The sequence below is a fragment of the Hwanghaeella sp. LZ110 genome, assembly GCF_048892525.1.
Taxonomy (GTDB): Bacteria; Pseudomonadota; Alphaproteobacteria; order UBA8366; family Aestuariispiraceae; genus Pacificispira.
The window spans coordinates 362443-377976 of sequence record NZ_JBLZHT010000002.1; the positions used below are offsets into that span (position 1 = coordinate 362443).

16 protein-coding genes are annotated in these 15534 nt (G+C 56.6%); 6 read left to right on the plus strand and 10 right to left on the minus strand.

Translation table 11 applies throughout. The annotated features are described in order from the left end of the window. Positions 1-69: 69 nt before the first annotated feature. Positions 70-771: an NnrU family protein gene (locus tag ACOSDM_RS05455; RefSeq protein ID WP_420723479.1), complete on the plus strand. Its 702-nt coding sequence runs from the start codon at positions 70-72 to the stop codon at positions 769-771. Positions 772-790: 19 nt separating this feature from the next. On the opposite strand, the gene ACOSDM_RS05460 is transcribed toward ACOSDM_RS05455, so the two are convergent. Both ACOSDM_RS05460 and ACOSDM_RS05465 read right to left on the minus strand, forming a co-directional pair. Beyond that, positions 791-1018, minus strand: coding sequence for a hypothetical protein (locus ACOSDM_RS05460; protein WP_420723480.1), 228 nt, complete (start codon positions 1016-1018; stop codon positions 791-793). Position 1019: 1 nt separating this feature from the next. Continuing rightward, the gene (locus ACOSDM_RS05465; protein ID WP_420723481.1) at positions 1020-1490 is read right to left on the minus strand and encodes an Hsp20 family protein; all 471 of its coding nucleotides are present in this window, start codon (positions 1488-1490) and stop codon (positions 1020-1022) included. A 198-nt stretch (positions 1491-1688) separates the two neighbouring features. Here ACOSDM_RS05465 and polA point away from each other — a divergent pair, with 198 nt between their 5' ends. Beyond that, positions 1689-4466 (plus strand): DNA polymerase I, encoded by a 2778-nt coding sequence (gene polA / locus ACOSDM_RS05470; RefSeq protein WP_420723482.1) that lies wholly within the window; start codon positions 1689-1691, stop codon positions 4464-4466. 115 nt (positions 4467-4581) lie between these two features. Here polA and ACOSDM_RS05475 read toward each other — a convergent pair whose 3' ends face one another. Then, positions 4582-5445: a DUF3800 domain-containing protein gene (locus ACOSDM_RS05475; protein ID WP_420723483.1), complete on the minus strand. Its 864-nt coding sequence runs from the start codon at positions 5443-5445 to the stop codon at positions 4582-4584. A gap of 117 nt (positions 5446-5562) precedes the next feature. On the opposite strand from ACOSDM_RS05475, the gene ACOSDM_RS05480 reads away from it, so the two are divergent. Further along, complete coding sequence (locus ACOSDM_RS05480) at positions 5563-6036, plus strand: DUF3429 domain-containing protein (RefSeq protein ID WP_420723484.1); 474 nt, start codon at positions 5563-5565, stop codon at positions 6034-6036. A gap of 5 nt (positions 6037-6041) precedes the next feature. Further along, on the plus strand, positions 6042-6917 hold the full coding sequence (locus ACOSDM_RS05485; protein WP_420723485.1) for a 3-keto-5-aminohexanoate cleavage protein: 876 nt from the start codon (positions 6042-6044) through the stop codon (positions 6915-6917). Here ACOSDM_RS05485 and ACOSDM_RS05490 read toward each other — a convergent pair. The 5 genes from ACOSDM_RS05490 to ACOSDM_RS05510 all read right to left on the minus strand — a co-directional run bounded on the left by ACOSDM_RS05490 (position 6897) and on the right by ACOSDM_RS05510 (position 11798). Then, positions 6897-7862, minus strand: a complete 966-nt coding sequence (locus ACOSDM_RS05490) for a DMT family transporter (protein ID WP_420723486.1) — start codon at positions 7860-7862, stop codon at positions 6897-6899. The genes ACOSDM_RS05485 and ACOSDM_RS05490 overlap by 21 nt on opposite strands. Positions 7863-8161: 299 nt before the next feature. Next, a complete protein-coding gene (locus ACOSDM_RS05495; protein WP_420723487.1) occupies positions 8162-8911 on the minus strand; it encodes an SDR family oxidoreductase in 750 nt (249 codons plus the stop codon). Positions 8912-8926: 15 nt separating this feature from the next. Then, positions 8927-10264 carry an NAD(P)H-dependent oxidoreductase gene (locus ACOSDM_RS05500; protein WP_420723488.1) on the minus strand — a complete coding sequence of 446 codons (1338 nt, stop codon included), beginning with the start codon at positions 10262-10264 and terminating at the stop codon, positions 8927-8929. Between the two features lie 6 nt (positions 10265-10270). Beyond that, complete coding sequence (locus ACOSDM_RS05505; RefSeq protein ID WP_420723489.1) at positions 10271-11086, minus strand: phytanoyl-CoA dioxygenase family protein; 816 nt, start codon at positions 11084-11086, stop codon at positions 10271-10273. Positions 11087-11138: 52 nt separating this feature from the next. Beyond that, complete coding sequence (locus tag ACOSDM_RS05510; RefSeq protein ID WP_420723641.1) at positions 11139-11798, minus strand: GntR family transcriptional regulator; 660 nt, start codon at positions 11796-11798, stop codon at positions 11139-11141. Between the two features lie 160 nt (positions 11799-11958). Between ACOSDM_RS05510 and ACOSDM_RS05515 the strand changes: the two genes are divergently transcribed. Together ACOSDM_RS05515 and ACOSDM_RS05520 are read left to right on the plus strand one after the other, a co-directional pair. Then, positions 11959-12774, plus strand: coding sequence for an EI24 domain-containing protein (locus ACOSDM_RS05515; protein ID WP_420723490.1), 816 nt, complete (start codon positions 11959-11961; stop codon positions 12772-12774). A gap of 35 nt (positions 12775-12809) precedes the next feature. Further along, positions 12810-13286 carry a hypothetical protein gene (locus ACOSDM_RS05520; RefSeq protein WP_420723491.1) on the plus strand — a complete coding sequence of 159 codons (477 nt, stop codon included), beginning with the start codon at positions 12810-12812 and terminating at the stop codon, positions 13284-13286. A gap of 33 nt (positions 13287-13319) precedes the next feature. Here the strand turns inward: ACOSDM_RS05520 and ACOSDM_RS05525 are convergent, their stop codons facing one another. Together ACOSDM_RS05525 and ACOSDM_RS05530 are read right to left on the minus strand one after the other, a co-directional pair. Next, the gene (locus ACOSDM_RS05525; protein ID WP_420723492.1) at positions 13320-13772 is read right to left on the minus strand and encodes a tetratricopeptide repeat protein; all 453 of its coding nucleotides are present in this window, start codon (positions 13770-13772) and stop codon (positions 13320-13322) included. A 132-nt stretch (positions 13773-13904) separates the two neighbouring features. Continuing rightward, positions 13905-15419 carry a tetratricopeptide repeat protein gene (locus tag ACOSDM_RS05530; RefSeq protein WP_420723493.1) on the minus strand — a complete coding sequence of 505 codons (1515 nt, stop codon included), beginning with the start codon at positions 15417-15419 and terminating at the stop codon, positions 13905-13907. Positions 15420-15534: the final 115 nt, after the last annotated feature.

Here is a 15534-nt window from a genome sequence, read left to right on the forward strand (position 1 = left end):
ATGGCGCTTTTTCCGCATCGCTTCCATTCGACTATGGACGGGCGCTTCGGCCTTGTCCATATTAGCAAAATGACACAAACCGTCTTAACACTTGTGATCGCAACGGCATTCTTTGTGGCCAGTCATTTTATTCTGGCCAGCCTGTCAGTGCGTGCATTTACCATTCAGAAAATAGGGGAAAACGGGCATCGCGCTGTGTTCTCCCTGATTTCTGCGGGTGCTATTACCTGGATGCTGATTGCCTATGGTGATGCACGATACGACACGACCCTGTTGTGGGTCTCGCCGGCGATCCTGTCGATGGTCCCTGTGCTGGTTATGCCCCTGGTGACGATCCTGCTGGTGTGTTCGCTGACGACGCGAAATCCAACCGCAGTGGGGGGAGAGAAAGTCGCCACAGATCCAAAGCCGCTGTCAGGTATCATGACGGTGACGCGCCACCCCATGATGGTGGGATTTGCCCTATGGGCGATATCTCATCTGATCGCGAATGGGGATCTGGCGTCTGTCATTCTGTTTGGCGGCCTTCTGATCCTGAGTGTCGGGGGTATGTTTCATATCGATTACCGCCGCAGTGTCACTTTGGGGTCGGATTGGGGGCCAATCGCCCTGACCACCAGCATTACGCCCTTCCTTGCGGTCATTCAGGGTCGAACGAAACTGGATTGGGCAGGGATTGGCCTGTGGCGGGTGGTGGCCGGGCTGGCGCTTTATGCCGCGTTGATTTTCGGCCATCCCTGGTTCGCGGGCGTTCCGGTCATGATGCACTGATCTGCCATCACAGACCTGATTACTGCAGCGTTACCGGCTCAATTTCCAGATGTTCTGCGGCGAACAGAGCGGCGGCTTCGGTTTCAGCCGTAGCCAGCTGGCTGCCATCGGCACCGCGCAATTCAAACTGGATGCCTTCATCGGTTTCGATCTGTCGGATATACCCGACATGACCTTCACCCAGCCCCGCCAATTGCGCGACGGTCAGGCTTTTCAGGTCTTCGATTTGAAGGTCACGATCTTCCATTTTATGCATCCTCTACATCTAACGTTTTCGGTGTTTGGCGCGCGGATTTGCTGCTGCCCTTGTTAATCACAATATTCTGCACCCGTGTTTCCGGTTTCGGGCGGCGTAAATCAATGTCCAACAAACCGTTGCTTAACGTGGCACCTTCGATCTCAATTCCTTCTGCCAGAACAAAGCGGCGCTGAAACTGGCGTGCCGCAATGCCGCGATGCAGAAAAATCCGATCAGTCTCTGCTGTATCCGCCATCTGGCGACCAACCACAACAAGCTGATCATCTTCCCGCTGAATTGTCAGGTCATCTTCTGAGAAACCTGCAACAGCCAAGGTAATGCGCAAACAGTCTTCGTCCAGTTGTTCTATGTTATAGGGGGGATAGCCGTCCGAAGACATTTTGGCAACCCGATCAAGGGTGCGTTCAATTTCATCAAAGCCCAGCAAAAGGGGGCTGTTAAAAAGCGTCATGCGCGCCATGGGGCGATCTCCTTATCAAAATCAAGCGAGTGCCATTCTCCGCGCCTGGACCCTGATAGAGGCATCCACCCGCGTTCTTCTTATTTTGTGCCATTGGCGGCAAAATTCAAGCGCGCCGGTATTTCCCCATCGTTAAGAGACGGGCATACTGTGCTGGAACGCCGTATCCCATTTGACTTTTCGTAAGGTTTTGCCCTGATGTCCGCCGATTCCAATGACAGCCCAAAGCATCTCTATCTCGTTGATGGGTCAGGGTATATTTTCCGTGCCTTCTTCGCGCTGCCGCCAATGAACCGTGCAGATGGGACGCCCACCAATGCGGTGTTTGGCGTCACAAGCATGCTGTTGAATCTGATTGAACAGACGGATGCGGATTATGTCGCGGTGATCTTTGATGCCAAGCGGATCAACTTCCGCAATGACATTTATCCGGATTATAAGGGGCATCGTCCTGATGCACCGGAAGAACTGATCCCGCAATTTCCGCTTATTCACGAAGCGGTCGCCGCGCTCAGCCTGCCCGCCATCCAGATGGAAGGCTATGAGGCGGATGATCTGATCGCGACCTATGCCGAACAGGCCAAGGCGCTAGGCGCGATTGTGACCGTGGTTTCGTCGGATAAGGATTTGATGCAATTGGTCGATGACAAGGTTTCCATGTGGGACCCGATGAAGAATATCGACATCAAATTCGATCAGGTGATGGAGAAATTCGGCGTCGGCCCGGACCGCGTTGTGGATGTTCAGGCGCTGGCCGGGGATTCGTCTGATAATGTGCCGGGCGTGCCAGGCATTGGGATCAAGACCGCAGCGCAATTGATCAATGCCTATGGCGATCTGGAGTCGCTGCTGGCGCGTGCCTCTGAAATCAAACAGCCCAAACGCCGTGAAAGCCTGATTGAATTTGCGGATCAGGCCCGAATATCGCGCCAATTGGTAACCCTGGTGCGCGATGTTGACGTGCCGGTCCCGCTGACCGAATTGAAACGATCGGTCATGGATAAAGACCGGCTGATGACCTTCCTGCAGGACAATAATTTCAAGCGCCTGATTGCGCGCGTCGGCGATGGCAGTGAAAAGGGTGGCGCACAGGAACAGGCCGCAGCCGCGCCAACCCCGACCGAAGCCACCTATGAATTGGTGCAGGATGTGGCGATGCTGAAAGACTGGATCGCCGCTGCCAGCAAAAAGGGAACGGTGGCCGTCGATACGGAAACCACCAGCGTCAATCAGATGCGCGCCAAGATCGTTGGTGTCTCTCTGGCGATAGAAGCAGGCAAAGCGTGCTATATCCCGCTGTCGCATGTCGCGCCGGGCCAGGGGGGGGATATCTTTGACCAGGGCGGCGAGGCCCCTAAGCAAATTCCAAAGAAAGAAGCCCTGGATCTGCTAAAACCGCTGCTGGAAGACCCAGGCGTGCTGAAGATCGGTCAGAACATCAAATACGATGCGGTCATTTTCGCTCAGGAGGGAATTTCCGTCGGCCCAATTGACGATACGATGCTGATCAGTTTCGTGCTGGAAGGCGGCATGCACGGCCACGGCATGGACGAATTGTCCGAACTGCATCTGGATCACAGCACGATTTCCTTCTCTGACGTGGCAGGTAAGGGCAAATCTCAGGTCACCTTTGATCAGGTGCCGCTGGACAAGGCCTGCGACTATGCGGCCGAAGATGCCGACATCACCCTGCGCCTTTGGCAGAAGCTGAAACCGCAATTGCTAACGGAAAAGCTGACCACGGTCTATGAGACGATAGAACGCCCGCTGGTCCCGATCCTGGCGGAGATGGAACGGACCGGCATTAAGGTCGATCCAACCGTTCTGCGCGCGATGTCCAAGGATTTCGCCCATCGCCTTGCAGATTTGGAGGTGGCGATCCACAAGGATGCGGGGCGGGAATTCAATGTCGGCTCCCCCAAGCAATTGGGCGAAGTGCTGTTTGACGAAATGGGCCTGCAAGGCGGCAAGAAAACCAAGACCGGGGCCTATTCCACCAATTCAGAAGTCCTGGAACCGCTGCGTGACGCCCACCCCATTGTTGCAAGGCTGTTGGACTGGCGCATGCTGTCCAAGCTGAAAAGCACCTATACCGATGCGCTGGTCGAAGACATCCATCCGGAGACCGGGCGGGTTCATACATCCTATATGATGACCGGCGCGCAGACCGGGCGGTTGAGTTCGACCGATCCGAACCTGCAGAACATCCCGATCCGCATGGAAGAAGGCCGCAAAATCCGCCAGGCCTTTGTGGCCCCCCAGGGCTCCACCCTGATCTCTTTGGATTATTCCCAAATCGAATTGCGGCTGGTCGCCCATGTCGCCAAAATCGAGCCGCTGATTCAGGCCTTTCTGGACGGTCAGGATATTCATGCGGCCACCGCGTCGGAGGTCTTTAACGTGCCCATGGCCGATATGACGCCCGATATTCGCCGCAAGGCAAAGGCGATCAATTTCGGCATCATCTATGGCATCTCCGCCTTTGGCCTGGCCAATCAGATCGGCGTGTCCCGGGGCGAGGCGCAGGACTTCATCACCCGCTATTTCCAGAAATTCCCCGGCATTCAGCATTACATGGATGAAACGGTGGACTATTGTCGCAAACATGGCCGGGTGGAGACCCTGTTCGGGCGGCGCATCCATATCCCGACCATCCTGGACAAAAACCCGATGCGCAAAAACTATGCGGAACGCCAATCCATCAACGCCCCGATCCAGGGAACGGCGGCAGACATCATCAAACGCGCCATGATCCGCATCCCCAAGGCCCTGGCCGATGCGGGCCTGACCGAAGACGCAAAAATGCTGCTACAGGTCCACGATGAATTGGTCTTTGAAGCGAAACAGGGCCGCGAAGACGCCGTCATCAAATGCGTCAAAGACACAATGCAAAACGCCGCCAACCCGGTGCTGGAACTGAGCGTGCCCTTGGTAGTGGAAGCAGGCACCGGTGCAAACTGGGCGGAAGCGCATTAAGAAAATTTATATTCAGGGTGGTATTGATTTCTTAATTCAACTTTTTTATGGACGCAGGCCCCTCAAGTGCTTATGTTTCCCATGGAGGCTTTGTCGGGAACGGCATTGCCTTTTTTTATTCTAATTGCCGATCATTCAAAGCCCGCAAGTCATTGATAACTTTAAAACCATAAACATTATAACCCCGGTCCGTGATATGGGTGAATCTTAGCTTCAGAATCTCTTCAGCAAAGGACGCCAATTCTGGGCGTCTTGGATAATCCATGTTCTTTAATCGGACCCCCCAACTGATGACATAGGCGATAAGGTCCGCCATTTGGACCAATGTTGTTAAATCGCTGTGCACAAAAAAAGGTTCCGGAATAATGAGGCGGGAGCGCGTTCGACCGTTTCGGGTTTCTTTAAAGTAAGCTTGAACCTGGTTTAGCAAAATCTGGCTTGCGGATTTTTCAAGTTCATCAAAGATCAAGTACCCCATCGGTTGATCGCGTTGAAGGTTCAAGTGGGAAAAGAACCTTTCGAATAGATATGCATAATCCTTCCGTAATCTATCTGTGCTGGGTCGCTGCGCGGATTGCGGTACGATCGAAGCAAAGGCGACGCCTCCAAACTGTCTCGTCGCGATGAGGGATTTCAAGCAATAGTCGAGCTTTGCCTGTGCCAAGGCAGTCAGCCGCTGTTTTGATACCGCAGACCCATCTTGCAAAACCTCATATGCCAATTGCCTTCTTAAAATGGGGTCAATTTGTGGAAGCTGCACCGCATGTTTGAACACTTTTGCCTTTAAAAGCTTTTGGGCTTTGGCTTCCTTTCCATAGGCAGAAAACAACGGGATACCAAATATCTGTATTTGGAGTTTGGTTAACTCCTGAATAAGAGGCCATATTTGACTATCTTTAATAGCAATTCCCGCGAGAACTTCGTAAGGGCTCGATTTTTGATCCTGCCCAGACTCGTCAATAAAAAGGGACCAACTCATTCAGATAACGCCCTATAATCGTAAAATGAAATATCCTCATAATATAGTTGTGTGATTCATATTAAGTCAATTTTGCTTTTGATTGACTTCAGGGCGCTTTCGAAAGACGTTTGCTTTATGAATACTCCTATCGTCACCATCCCCAAACCCGCCCTGATCCTCGGTCTTCTGGGTCTGATCCCCTTCTTTGCGCCAGTGGTTACGCTGTGGAACGGGGATCCTATGTTGGTCGGGGGGGCGTTGTCGCTGCAATTTGGGTATGCGGCGGTGATCCTGTCGTTTTTGGGGGGCGTGCATTGGGGACGGGCCCTGGCGGGGGATCGGTATGGGCCGACCGGGCCCAGGCTTTTGTGGTCTGTTTTACCGTCGCTGTTGGGCTGGGTCTTGCTGTTGACGCCGGATATTTCGGTAAAACTGATTGGTTTCATCATCGCCTTCGCGCTGGCCTTTTTGGTCGATATCAAGGCGGTGAAGGCGGGCATGTTTCCCGTCTGGTATGGTACCTTGCGCAAGATTCTGACCATCGGCGTGCTGGCAGCCCTGCTGTTGACCCTGGCGGCGAGTTTCTCAGCGGTTCCGGTTGGGGCATAGGTCCCATGGCGACCTGGCTGGAAGTGGCACTGAACGGGCCCTGGACGCGGGCCAAACAACCCTTGATGCCGATCACGGTGGAAGAGGTTGTCGCCGAAGGGCTGGCCTGTATTGAGGCGGGCGCGGCGATCATCCATGTCCATGCCTATGACCCGATCAGTGGACGCCAGGACGACGACTGGCGGACCTATGCCCGGATCATCGAGGGCATTCGCGCGAAAAGTGACGCGATGGTCTATCCCACCATTCCCTTCCCAGGCGGTTTAGGCGACCCCAATGGGATGAGCGCGGTTCAGCGCTTCTCCCATGCGGAGGAACTGGCCAAGCGGGGCCTACTGGAATGCGGCGTGGTCGATCCGGGCTCCACCCAGATTGCAGGTTTTGAAGAGATTGCGGACGGGGAAACGGGGTTTCTGTACGCCAATCCCGGCGACCATATCCAGCAGGGGCTGCGGCTGGCGGCCCAGTATAAATTCCACCCCGGCTATGCGATATACGAGCCTGGCTTTACCCGCCTGGGTGCGGCGCTGCATAAGGCGATGCCCGGCTGTCCGGTGCCGATCTATCGCTTCATGTTTTCGGACGGGTTTGCCTTTGGCTTTCCACCACAGGGTTGGGCGTTAGAGGCACATTGTAAGCTTTTGGATCACGTCGCCCCTCAGGCCTCCTGGATGATCGCAGGCTTGCGCGTTGATATCACATCCCTGATTGCCCCTGCGGTGCGGGCGGGTGGGCATGTGCGGGTCGGGCTGGAAGACGCCCCCTGGCAGTCACAGATCAGCAATCTGGATCTGACCCGACAAGCGATCAAAGAAATTGAGGCAGCGGGCGGTACACCGGCAAGTCCGGCACAGGTTCGATCAGTCCTGAACCGCGCGTGATTTCTTCGTCAATTGCTGTTCCCGCCGGGCAATGTAGATGGCGCTGCTGGCGATGATCGCGGCACCAATCCAGGTGATGTAATCCGACACCTGACCAAAGGCGAAATAGCCGACAATTGCGACGAAGGGCAGCCTGGCATAGTCAAAAGGGATAACGATGGAGGCATCGGCGGCGGCAAAGGCCTTGGTCATCAGGATATGACTGATCGCGCCCGTAACCCCCATACCAATGCCCAATAGCCACAATTCTGGGGTCATGGGCATCCAGACCGTCAGGGCGGGTATCAATGTCCCGACTGTCAGGCATACATTGGTCCAGAACACAATCCGCTCCGGTGGTTCCGTGCGGGTCAAAAGCTTGATCAACAGGGCAGACATCGCCATGCCCCCCGCTGCGGCCAGGGCCCAGAACGTGCCGGCTTCAAGCGGAACCATACCCGGTCGCAGGATTACCAGAACGCCGAAAAACCCGATTGCGACAGCGGTCCACCGCCGCAAACGCACGGTTTCGCGCAGGATCACGGCACTGCCAATCGTCGCGAAAAGTGGGGCTGCAAAACTGATCGCTGTGACCTCGGCCAGCGGCAGCATGGTCAGTGCGGTCATCCAGACGATGACCCCGACACAGGCGGTTGCGCCCCGAAACAGCATCAGAAAAGGTCGTTGCGGTATCAGATAGGCGAAGCCATTCTTGCGGATGGGCTGTATCAGAAAGGGCAGCATTGCGCCTGCTGCGAAGACGCTGCGCAGAAAGGATATCTGCAAGGCATCCATGCCCATCAGGTTCGTTTGTTTCACCAGCCCATTCAAACAGGCAAAAAGTGCGGCGGCCAATGTCATCAACAGGGCGGCCATCAAGGGGCGTCCGGGCCCTGAATCCAGGCGCACGGGAACGGCGGCGACCTTTGCCGCGACCTGATCAATCTCCGATACCGGAGGACTCATGGGGATGCCTCAGCTCACACTCTTATTGTTGGGGCGCAGTTTGCACTTGTCGTGGGGTGCCTACAAACCCCCTGAACGTTTCATCCTGTCCATCGCGGGAAAAGGTGTTGTGCCCGTTCATCGATTTTTGCGGATGCGAGCATAGAATACGGACGTATTGAGAATGAGTTCCTGCGGCCGCAGGATGCTTGGTTTATTGTTGAGCTCCTGCGGGCGCAGGATGCTGAACTGTTTATTTTGCGCTCCTGCGGTCGCAGGATGCTGACGTGTTTATTTTGCGCTCCTGGCGGCAGGATGCGCTAGCGCCCACCGCTGACAGGCAGGATCACGCCCGTTGTATAGCGGGAGTCATTAGACAGCAGCCACAGGATCGCTTCGGCCACTTCTTCCGCGGTGCCGCCCCGCCCCATGGGGACCATGGATTGCAGCCGTTCCACCCGGTCGGGCGCGCCAGCTGTGGCATGAATGTCGGTATCGATCAGGCCCGGTGCGACGGCATTCACGCGGATTCCTTCCTGGGCGACTTCTTTTGCCAAACCAATGGTCAGGGAATTTGTTGCGCCCTTGCTGGCAGCGTAATGCACGAATTCGTTGGGGGATCCCAGCCAGGCAGCGGCGGAAGAGACGATGACGATGGTGCCACCCTTCCCCCCGCTTTTCGTCGACATCCGTTTGACCGATTCCCGCGCACACAGCATCGCACCGACGATATTCAGGTTCATAACAGCCTGGATATCCTCAACGGACATATCGACCACGCGCTTGATCCTGCCTGTAATTCCAGCATTGATCACCACCTGATCCAACCTGCCAAAGCGCCCATCAGCAGCAGTGAAAAGGGCCAGAACCCCGTCTTCCGTTGCCATATCTGCCTTGATCGCCAGGGCCTGTACGCCCGCCGCCTCAATCTCTGCAGAGACAGTGGCAGCGGCGGCATCATTCGCGGTATAGGAGAAGGCGACATCATAGCCCCGTGCCGCCAGCATCCGGCAACACGCCGCCCCAATCCCGCGCGATCCTCCTGTGACGATGGCGACAGGATTGGTCATGGCGGCGGTCTCCTTTTAAGAGAAGGCGGCTTCCATCTCTTTCCGGAAGCGCAAAGTTGGGTCTTGTTCGTCCAGGACCACATCGTCCCAGGTCAGGACCTGGTCGGTGGCGACGGAACGTTTCAATGTGATCCCATGGGCAAGGCCAATCGGCAAGGCCCCTTTTGCGCGGGATGTGGCCGCAGGCATCAATTTGCCATAGACGGTATAACCGCCTTCGCCATCCAATTGGTCGCCCTGTTTCAGCGGCTTCTTGGCGGTGGCAACGGCATCGCCTGCCCAGGCGCGCGGCGCGCCGGTGGCTTCCTGACGCAGGGCGGCGCTGGCAACGGATATTCCCAGTTCCAGCCCGATCAGGTGATAGGGCTTGTACATCGTGGAATAGCGCCCGGTTGGATCCGTCAACAGGCCGTATTCGGAAAAACAGCGGGCGACATAATCGCTGGGCGCTTCGAAGGTGACATAAACGCCCCAGCGCAAGTCCCGGAAGACCGGGCGGCCATCCCGTTCCACGCTGGACACCACTTCCACCGTACCCTTGCGGCTCAGGACGCCGCCTGTCTCTCTGGGTGACAGGATGCGGGGCAGGTCGTCCACGCCACAAGGCGGAAAGGCCAGACCATCATCTTGCGGAACCAGATCACAGGCGTTGGAAACGGCGGCCATTTCAATCGCGGATTTGGTGCCATCCAGGAAGCTGTTGAACATTTGCGGATTCATACCCCCGGCCTTGGCCTGTTCTGGCGTCAATCCGTAGTGGGTCCAGACATCATCGGGCGTGACATGGTGATAGGCAGGCAGATATTTCGTGCCCTTCCCGGCACAGACGATATCCATGCCAACAGTCCGGCCCCAATCGACCATTTCGGCAATCAGGGCAGGTTGGTCGCCATAGGCCAGACTGTAGACCAGACCAGACTGTTCCGCTTTTTTCGCCAGTAATGGACCGGCCAGAACATCGGCCTCCACATTCACCATGACCAGATGGCGACCGTTTTCGATGCCTTTCAGGGCATGGCGAATGCCTGCTGCCGGGTTGCCGGTGGCGTCGATCAGGACCTCCAGGCCATCCGCCTCAATCAAGGCATCGGCGTCTTCGGTGATCCAGGTCTTCTTCTGGGCCAGGGCGGTGGCAGCATCGGGGGCGTCATAACGCTCTTTTGGCCAGCCAACGCGATCCAGGGTTGCCCGGGCACGATCGGCGCTTAAGTCCGCAATACCCAGAACGTGATAGCCCGGATGGTGTCCGCATTGGCTCAAAAACATCGCGCCGAATTTACCGGCACCGATGATGCCAACGCGAACGGGATTCCCCTCCGCCGCGCGGCGACGGAGTTTTGCATCAAGGTTCATACCAAATTACTCCGCCGCCTGGGCTGTTCGAGAGGCCTGATGGGCTGCGACCAGATCGTCCAGGCAATTGTCTTCCAAGGGCGTGATCGGCGTGAAATCGCGATGGGCGATCCATTCCTTGCGCTTGAACTGGCGGATATGATTGGAAACCGCACACAGGCTCAAATAGACGATGGTGCGGTCAAACGGGCTGATATTGGCCGGGCTGGCATGAACCAGATTGCCATGGAACATCACCACAGACCCTGCCGGGCCAACGGGGGCCTCGCAGCCGCCTTCCTTTGCCAGACGTGACACTGTTTCACGGTCCAGAGTCCACAGCGGGTAAGAGGTGGTTTCCAGGTCATGCCCGGCTTCCAGCACACCGGCCTCATGGCTTTCCGGAATGAACAGCAGCGGCCCATTGGCGGGTGTCACGTCTTCCAGGAACAGGGCGATGTTGAAGGCGCGGGGTTCGGGCATATCGTCGTCACGCTGCCAGGTACCGTAATCCTGATGCCATTGCCAGACATCGCCGTCAAAGGCGGCTTTGGCGTTGATCTTGTATTGATGCATATAGACCTGTTCTTCCAGGATCTGCATCACAGGGTCCAGCAGACGCGGATGGGCGCCCAGACGACGGTGCGCCTCGTTATAGGTATGGGCGGCAAAGGCTGTGCGCGCGACACCAGAAGATTCGCGCCAGACCTCTTCCCGGTCGGTCGCGTAAATGGCTTTCGCCTCGTCCAAAAGAAGGGCTGCTTCTTCGCGGGAGAACAGTTCAGGCAGGAAGACGAAGCCTTTCGTCTTGAAATCGGCCAGGGCCGCTTCGCTCAATTTCATGATACTCTCCTTTTCCTCCAATGAACCCGTCCAATCTTGTCTGTCGGTGGGGTCAGTTTCTTTCAATCATCCACCCGATCAGCTGATCTGCGGCGTCTCGGGCATGGTTTACGGCACGGGTTTCCGCCAATGCGGCATCCCCCTGTCGAATGGCGGCGGCAATGCCGGCATGTTCTTCCCAGACCGAAGCCCGGGCGGTGCGATGTTCCAGGACTGCGCGCATGACGCGGCGAATTTGACGCCACACAGCAGCAGAAGCCTCTGGCAGCATGGGATTTCCAGATAATTCATAGACCGCTTGATGAAAGGCGATATCGGCCTGTACCAGGGCGGTCGTGTCTTCCGCTTTCAGGGCCAGATAGCCCGCCTTCATTTCCTCGATCAGGGCATGGCGGCGCACGGTGTCCGACTGTCCCGCCGCCAGCCGTGCCGCCAGTCCATCAAAGGCGGCGCGCAGGTCATAGACATGGCGGGCGGTTTGCGCATCGACGGCGGTCACCTGAAAGCCGCGTTTCCCAGCCGGTTCGATCAGCCCATCGCGTTTCAACATCGACAAGGCCTGAATGATCGGCTGCCGGGACACGTTCAGTTCTTCCGCCAACCATTCCTGGCGCAACGGGGTGCCGGGTGCCAGATCGCCAGAGCAAACGGCCTCAACCAGGCGCGCATGCACCTGATCCACCAAACTCATCCGTTCCGCCACCGGTTCCATTCCAGACACAATGATTTCCTTACCAGGGTATTCTTTTGAATTACTGTATTCTGTATACAGAATGAAATGCATGCAACAAAATTCGATGCTGCACTGCGGTCGGAAGGGAAATGCGACGGCATCTTGTAATTCCGGCAGAATCTCAATAGATATTCCGCTGATGAAAGAGGGGCATGCCGTTCGACGAAGCGGCTTGGACGCTGTGCGTCCCGTTCCCCCGCAAGTAAGGTTGATCGATCTGATGTTTAGCGCGTTTGGCAAAGCCATGGAGCAATTGCCCGACCCTCGTTTTTTGCGGGTGGTTGTGATGGGAATTGTCGGGGCAATCTTGACGATGATCCTGTTGTGGTCCGCTGTAGGCTGGGCCTTGCAACAGGTCAATTGGACCCAGCTTTGGCTGATCGGGGGCGCGATTGAATCATTGGGCAATGCTGCGGATGAAATTGGCTGGATTTCTTTTGCGTTGGGCGCGGGGGGGCTGACCTGGCTGTTGTTTCCGGTCACGGCGGTTTCCGTGATCAGTATTTTTCTGGACAGCGTGTGCGAAGCAGTGGAGGCCAAACATTACCCGCAACGCACAAATGCGCGCAGCCAGCCGATCCTGGAAGCAGTCTATGGCGCGCTAAAGTTTCTGGGTATCACGGTTCTTTTGAACCTGATCGCCTTGCCGGTCTATCTGATCTTATTGGTCGTCTTTGGATCGGGGGCGTTTCTGTTTCTGTTCGTGAACGGATATCTGGTGGGGCGCGAGTTTTTTGAACTGGTGGCCGCCCGGCGTATGCCCGACGGACCGGCACAGCGATTGCGCAAGGCCTATGCTACGAAATTTATTGTTTTCGGCATCCTGTCGGTCCTGTTGATGTCTATCCCGATTGTTAATTTGATTGCGCCGGTCCTGGTCGCCGCTGCTGCAGTCCATCTGTATGAATCCCTGCCCAGAAAGGCAGAGTTTGAAGCCATGTCCGGTGATGCATAAGAAATGCTCCGCACGGTCGTAAAGGAATACCGTAAATGATTACCCGCCTTCCCATTGCCGTTGCCGCCTTGCTGGCCGTGTCGGCCCTGGCCTTAAGCCCTGGCTGTCAGGTGTTTGAAAATTCCATCACCACGGCGAACGCCCCGGCTTCGCCGACCGCCCAGATCGCGATTCCTGCCGTACCACCGGCAGCAACGGGGGATACCGGTGGCAGCATCGCTGTGGCCCCTGTCGCAGCCGTTGAGCGGGTCAATGATGATCCTATGCAGTTCATGGGGCTGAATGGTGATTTGCTGGATGGTCAATTGGGGCATCCGGATTTGGTGCGTCGCGATGGCCCGGCAGAGGTTCGCCAGTTTCAGGGCGGGGCCTGCACCTTGGATCTGTTTTTGTACCCTCAGAATGGCACAATGGCGGTCAAGCATGTGGAATTGCGCGGTGCCAGCCTGGATAATCTGGCCAGACGAACCTGTCTTGCCGAAATGATCCGCGCCAGAACCATCGCCGGATAGATTTACCCAGCGATGGTCTTGTAGGGGTGTCAATCAGGACTGACTGGCGGCTTTCTGGATGGAAGCTTCTAAAGTCTCGGATTCTGTGCAGCCGGTCGGACACAGCATTTTCAATTTGTCCAACTGTGCCTTGGCAGAGGGCATATCGCCCTGCATCAGATACCATTCTCCCAGATATTCATGGGCGCCTTTGTGGTTGGGATTGATGGTCAGGGCGCGTTCATAGGCATCCCAGGCATTGCCGCTGTCACCAATGTTCCGATAGCTAAAGCCCAGCATGTTCCAGGCATCGGCATTCTTGGGGTCATCGGCGACAACCTTTTTCAGAACCTCGATCGCCTCGCTGTACTGACCATCCATGGCCTTCTTATAGCCCATATCATAGGTCATTTCACCGTCGTTCGAGGAGGAATTGCCAAAGCCCATGGCCAGGGCAGATACTGGCAGAAAAAGCGCGATCAGCGCGATTGCCAAGAAATGTCGCATTAAGAATCTCCTAATTCACCTATCGGTGGATGACATCATCCACCGGTCCGTCCCGCCCACAGACTATACGCTCACATGTGGTAGGGCGATCAGATTTCAAACAATTCGTCTAATATCTCAATCAATTTGCCGTTATGAATCAGGTGTATCGGTGTCCAGGGCCAGGTCCCCCTGGCCGTCGCGGATGGCCGTCAGGCGACGGGACATGAATTCGAATACATCCAGATAGGTTCCCCCCTTTGGCTTTCGCAGGCATTCCAGGGTGGGATACCAGGCACTATGGGTCGGGTGCCATCCAAACCGCCAATCCCCGCCTTCCGGCAGCACCACCCAGCAGGGGCGTGCCAGGGCGCCGGCCAGATGCGCAATGGCAGTATTGGCGGTGATGATCAGGGCGCATTCCTGCATCACAACGGCTGTATCGATAAAAGCCCCGTCGCCTTCATCCATTTCTTCGCTGGGATCATAGATCGGGAAGGGGACGGCATCGATTTCCCGCCGACCTTCGCCCTTTTGCAGGCTGATCAATCGAATGCCGGGAACCTGCGCCAGGGGGGCGAAATCCGCCAGGGGAATGCTGCGGCGCTGGGTGTCAAACAAGGGTTCCCCGCCATGCCAGGCAATGCCAATCTTTGGTCCCGGTCCCAGACGCTCCCGCCAGGCGGCGAACAGGCTGGGATCCGGACGCAGATAGGGGACCTCATCGGGGATTGAATCGGCATCGATTTTCATCAATCTGGGCAGGGACAGCAGCGGTGCCCAGCAATCCGCCTGAGGCAGGGGATCGCCCTGGGCTATGACGTCCGATACCCGATGGCTGGCCCGCAGAATGGGGACCAGTGCCGGCGGGGCCTCTACAATCACACGACCGCCGGTGATCAATCCGGCCAATCGAAAGAATTGCAGGCATTCACTCATCCCCTGTTCACAGCGTACCAGCAATTTGCGCCCCGCCAGAGGATCACCGGTCCAGGGGGGCAATCCGGGGTTAAGATTTGGCAATGCACCGGTTTTCCAGCGCCAATCATATTCTCGAAAACCTTTGGCGATTTTTCCATCACACAGCAGGGTAATGGCATGCTGAACATGAGCCTGGGCCACTTCCGGTCTGGATAAGGCACAGTCAATCGCCCGGTCCAGGCTGCGCAATGATCCGGCGGTATCGCCTTCCTGGCGTTGGATCTGGCCCAACAGCGTCAGCGCCGGCGCGAAGGGCGTGCGCGCGGCAGCAGCAGCCTCCAATGCGGCCCTGGCCAGCATCTTCTCCCCTTGGCGGGCCTGCAATGTCGCCAACAGGGTCAGCGGCACGGCATCGCCGGGCATCAAGGCAATGGCGTTCTCTGTGATTTCAATCGCTTCGTCGATCCGATTCCAATCTGCCAGGGTCTCTGCCAGGGCGATCATGATCTCCGGCGCGTCGGGGTGACGCTCCAGCGCCGTGCGCAAAACCGCTTCTGCCTCCGCCACCCGTCCCAGGCGGCGCAAGGTCACGCCCAATTGATGCAGGGCGGGGCGATAATCCGGTTGCGCCAACAAAACAGCCCGGAACGCGACAACAGAATCCTCCAACCGCCGCCGATCCGAAGACGTCGTGGCAGAAGAAAACAATTTCAGCAGCGCCGAATTGGTCAAGGCGGAGTCAGTCATCGCTCAGACAGGTCTCACACAAGGTTGTTTCCAGAGCATCATGCGCTCGCATGAGCTCACACACGATGCGCTTACCCCTTTTATTCGGCAAATACGTCGTCGTAGACGCTGCCGT

Bases quoted from the DNA above. Each gene is read 5' to 3' on its own strand.
- ACOSDM_RS05510 (WP_420723641.1), bottom strand. From the start codon at position 11,798: ATGGAACCGGTGGCGGAACGGATGAGTTTGGTGGATCAGGTGCATGCG.
- ACOSDM_RS05460 (WP_420723480.1), bottom strand. From the start codon at position 1,018: ATGGAAGATCGTGACCTTCAAATCGAAGACCTGAAAAGCCTGACCGTC.
- ACOSDM_RS05455 (WP_420723479.1), top strand. From the start codon at position 70: ATGACACAAACCGTCTTAACACTTGTGATCGCAACGGCATTCTTTGTG.
- ACOSDM_RS05505 (WP_420723489.1), bottom strand. From the start codon at position 11,086: ATGAAATTGAGCGAAGCGGCCCTGGCCGATTTCAAGACGAAAGGCTTC.
- polA (WP_420723482.1), top strand. From the start codon at position 1,689: ATGTCCGCCGATTCCAATGACAGCCCAAAGCATCTCTATCTCGTTGAT.
- ACOSDM_RS05530 (WP_420723493.1), bottom strand. From the start codon at position 15,419: ATGACTGACTCCGCCTTGACCAATTCGGCGCTGCTGAAATTGTTTTCT.
- ACOSDM_RS05480 (WP_420723484.1), top strand. From the start codon at position 5,563: ATGAATACTCCTATCGTCACCATCCCCAAACCCGCCCTGATCCTCGGT.
- ACOSDM_RS05475 (WP_420723483.1), bottom strand. From the start codon at position 5,445: ATGAGTTGGTCCCTTTTTATTGACGAGTCTGGGCAGGATCAAAAATCG.
- ACOSDM_RS05495 (WP_420723487.1), bottom strand. From the start codon at position 8,911: ATGACCAATCCTGTCGCCATCGTCACAGGAGGATCGCGCGGGATTGGG.
- ACOSDM_RS05485 (WP_420723485.1), top strand. From the start codon at position 6,042: ATGGCGACCTGGCTGGAAGTGGCACTGAACGGGCCCTGGACGCGGGCC.
- ACOSDM_RS05525 (WP_420723492.1), bottom strand. From the start codon at position 13,772: ATGCGACATTTCTTGGCAATCGCGCTGATCGCGCTTTTTCTGCCAGTA.
- ACOSDM_RS05515 (WP_420723490.1), top strand. From the start codon at position 11,959: ATGAAAGAGGGGCATGCCGTTCGACGAAGCGGCTTGGACGCTGTGCGT.
- ACOSDM_RS05520 (WP_420723491.1), top strand. From the start codon at position 12,810: ATGATTACCCGCCTTCCCATTGCCGTTGCCGCCTTGCTGGCCGTGTCG.
- ACOSDM_RS05500 (WP_420723488.1), bottom strand. From the start codon at position 10,264: ATGAACCTTGATGCAAAACTCCGTCGCCGCGCGGCGGAGGGGAATCCC.
- ACOSDM_RS05490 (WP_420723486.1), bottom strand. From the start codon at position 7,862: ATGAGTCCTCCGGTATCGGAGATTGATCAGGTCGCGGCAAAGGTCGCC.
- ACOSDM_RS05465 (WP_420723481.1), bottom strand. From the start codon at position 1,490: ATGGCGCGCATGACGCTTTTTAACAGCCCCCTTTTGCTGGGCTTTGAT.